The organism is Streptomyces sp. PA03-3a, assembly GCF_033792735.1.
GTDB lineage: Bacteria > Actinomycetota > Actinomycetes > Streptomycetales > Streptomycetaceae > Actinacidiphila.
The window spans coordinates 1-3,047 of record NZ_JARAVM010000084.1 but is presented as its reverse complement, the minus strand read 5'-3'; the positions used below and the strand labels follow the sequence as shown (position 1 = coordinate 3,047).

Genomic DNA, 3,047 nt, shown 5'->3' with positions numbered 1-3,047 from the left:
CGCGCCGCCTGGCCGTCACCCGGCCTCGACGCGCTCGCCACCGCGCGGCCGCGGGGCGCCCACCAGCCCGTCGTGCTCGGCGTCACGGCCCGGGCCGCCGGGCTCACCCCGCTGGACGCCGCCCACGCGGCGGCGTACGAGGCCGTGACCGGCCCGGCCACCGCGGCCGTACGCCTGCTGAGCCTGGACCCGTTCGAGGTGACGGCCGTCCTCGCCCGGCTCGCCCCGGACCTGGACGAGGTCGCCGCCCGGGCGGCCGACGCCGCCCACCGCTGCCTCACCGAGGGCACCGGCGCCCTGCCGGCCGCCTCCGCGCCCCTGCTCGACGTGTACGCCGAGGCCCACGCCGGGTGGCCCGTCCGCCTCTTCGCCTCCTAGGGGGAACCTCATGCACCTCGACCACGAGCACACCGTCTTCCCGCAGCGGCACACCTGGGCCGCATCCACCGCCCGCCCCGACGGCAGCCGCCGGGCCCTGCGCATCGGCCTCGGCGGCCCGGTCGGCTCGGGCAAGACCGCCACCGTCGCCGCGCTCTGCCGCGCGCTGCGCGACGAGTTGTCCATCGCCGTCGTCACCAACGACATCTACACGCGTGAGGACGCCGACTTCCTCCTGCGCAACGCCGTCCTGCCGCCCGAGCGCATCGCCGCCGTGGAGACCGGCGCGTGCCCGCACACCGCGATCCGCGACGACATCTCGGCCAACCTCGAAGCGGTCGAGGAGCTGGAGGACACCGTCGGGCCACTCGACCTCGTCCTGGTGGAGTCCGGCGGCGACAACCTCACCGCCACCTTCTCCAAGGGACTGGCCGACGCCCAGGTGTTCGTCATCGACGTGGCCGGCGGCGACGACATCCCGCGCAAGGGCGGTCCCGGCGTCACCACCGCCGACCTGCTGGTCGTCAACAAGACCGACCTCGCCCCCTACGTGGGCTCCGACCTCGGCCGCATGGCGCGCGACGCGAGGCAGCAGCGCGGCGAACTGCCCGTGGTCTTCACCTCCCTCGTGGCCGAGAACGGCGTCGCCCCCGTCGCCGAGTGGGTCCGGGCGCGGCTCGCGGCCTGGGCGACGGTCCCCGCGTGAGCGGGGTCCACGCCACCGCGCGGATCACCGCCGTCCCGGACGGCCGCGGCGGCACCGCGCTGCCCGAACTCGCCGGTGAGGGGCCGCTCGCGCTGCGCCGCACCCGGTCCGCGGACGAACGGGCGGCCAGGGTGACGGTCGTGGGCGCCATGACGGCCCCGCTCGGCGGCGACCGGCTGGCCGTGCACGTCACCGCCGCACCGGGCGCCGTGCTGCACGTCGACGCGGCGGCGGCCACCGTCGCGCTGCCCGGCCGCGGCGGCGAGCAGGCGCGGTACGACGTACGGCTCACCGTCGGCGAGGACGCCGAACTGCACTGGCTGCCGCAGCCGCTGATCGCCGCGGAGGGCAGCGACCTCCGCATGACCACCACGGCCGACCTCGCCCCGGGCGCCCGCCTGGTGCTGCGCGAGGAGCAGATCCTCGGCCGGGCGGGGGAGCGGCCGGGCCGGCTCACCACCCGCCTCACGGTACGGATCGGCGGCCGTCCGCTGCTGGACCAGGAGCTCTCCTTCGGGCCGGGCGCGGCGGGCTGGGCGGGCCCCGCCGTCCTGCACACCTACCGTGCCGCGGGCCAACTGCTCGTCGTCGACCCGGCGTTCGTGGAGAAGCCCGTGGAGGCCAGGGTGCCGGTACGGGAGGCGGAACAGGGCGAGTCCGTCCTGACGCCGCTGGCCGGTCCCGCCGCGCTGCTGACCGCCGTCGCCCCGGACGGGCTGTGCCTGCGCCGGTTGCTGTCGGCTAGCGTGGCCCCGTGACGTCCATAGACACCGAGAACCCCGGCCGCTACGGCCCCAGCGCGACCACCGAGGCACAGCCGGAGCAGGTCGGCCCCGTCCGCACCGAGTACGCACCGGCCCACGACGGCGACCCCGACCCGGGCGAGATCGTCTGGACCTGGGTGCCCTACGAGGAGAACGACGGCCGCGGCAAGGACCGACCGGTCCTCGTCGTCGCACGCGAGCGGGGCGGCACCCTGCTCGCGGTGCAGCTCTCCAGCAAGGAGCACAACGACGACCGCGAGTGGGTCGCCATCGGTTCCGGCCCGTGGGACAAGTCCGGCCGCGCTTCCTGGGTGAACGTCGACCGGGTGCTGCGCGTCCACGCCGACGGCATGCGCCGCGAGGCCTGCGCGCTGGACCGGGGCCGCTTCAACATCGTCGTGAACCGGCTGAAGGAGCTGTACCGCTGGCGCTGACGCGCACGCGGACCGGCCCCCGGGGCGGGCACCGCCCCGGGGGCCGCAGCCGGCGCCGCGTCAGGGCTTCACGTCGGCGACGACCGTGTACTGCGTCGACTCGTGCTCCAGGATGCACTCGCGCAGCCCGACCCGCCGCGCCTTGAAGTCCTCGCTCGCCAGGTAGGCGAGGTACTGGTCGAGCGACCGCCACTCGCTGGTGACGATCCAGCTGTCCGGGTCCGCCAGGGACCGGCACAGCTGCGAACTGATGAAGCCGTCTGCCGTGACGATGCCGCGGTGCACGAGGTCGTATGCCTGCGCATACTGATCCCCCTTGCCCTCGTGAAGCCGAATCCGCAGAACGACGCGTGTCTTCGGGGTGCTGTCCATGGGACCTCGATCCTTGGGGGCGCGAGGACCGTGCGCACGCCGCAGCCGCGCTGAGGACGGTGGCGTGGGGCCCGGGAGGGCCGCTCGCTCGCACGGGGCGGTGCGGGATCGCGTGCCAGGGGCCGTCGAGCGCGGGTCCCGGGACGGTCGCCCGGGGGATCGCGTCGCCCATCCCGGGGGATGGCGCCCAGTCACCGCCGTCACTCGACTGTGCGGCCCTCACCAGGGCGGGGCAAAAGGCGCTGGGCCGAACGGGTGAGGCCCGTCGGCGGGCGCGGGGCCGCCGCGCCGGGCCGGAACCCGCCCCGACGCGTCCGGCAGCGCCCGCCGACCGGGGTCCCGCGCGCCGCCCCCGTCCCGCCCGGCGACGCCATCGACTTCCGGATCACCGTC

At 76.0% G+C, this 3,047-nt stretch carries 5 protein-coding genes; 4 read left to right on the top strand and 1 reads right to left on the bottom strand.

What is annotated here, in order from left to right; genetic code table 11:
- The 4 genes from PV342_RS40845 to PV342_RS40830 all read left to right on the top strand — a co-directional run.
- On the top strand, nt 1-378 hold a 378-nt coding region (locus PV342_RS40845; RefSeq protein WP_500321225.1), incomplete at its 5' end, for an urease accessory UreF family protein.
- A 10-nt stretch (nt 379-388) separates the two neighbouring features.
- Nucleotides 389-1,084, top strand: a complete 696-nt coding sequence (ureG, locus tag PV342_RS40840; protein ID WP_386991965.1) for an urease accessory protein UreG — start codon at nt 389-391, stop codon at nt 1,082-1,084.
- A complete protein-coding gene (locus tag PV342_RS40835; RefSeq protein ID WP_400806479.1) occupies nt 1,039-1,842 on the top strand; it encodes an urease accessory protein UreD in 804 nt (267 codons plus the stop codon). The genes ureG and PV342_RS40835 overlap by 46 nt, the downstream gene beginning before the upstream one ends.
- Nucleotides 1,839-2,282 (top strand): type II toxin-antitoxin system PemK/MazF family toxin, encoded by a 444-nt coding sequence (locus PV342_RS40830; RefSeq protein ID WP_018561621.1) that lies wholly within the window; start codon nt 1,839-1,841, stop codon nt 2,280-2,282. The genes PV342_RS40835 and PV342_RS40830 overlap by 4 nt, the downstream gene beginning before the upstream one ends.
- A 60-nt stretch (nt 2,283-2,342) precedes the next feature.
- Here the strand turns inward: PV342_RS40830 and PV342_RS40825 are convergent, their stop codons facing one another.
- Nucleotides 2,343-2,654, bottom strand: coding sequence for an antibiotic biosynthesis monooxygenase family protein (locus tag PV342_RS40825; protein WP_018561620.1), 312 nt, complete (start codon nt 2,652-2,654; stop codon nt 2,343-2,345).
- Between the last annotated feature and the right edge of the window lie 393 nt (nt 2,655-3,047).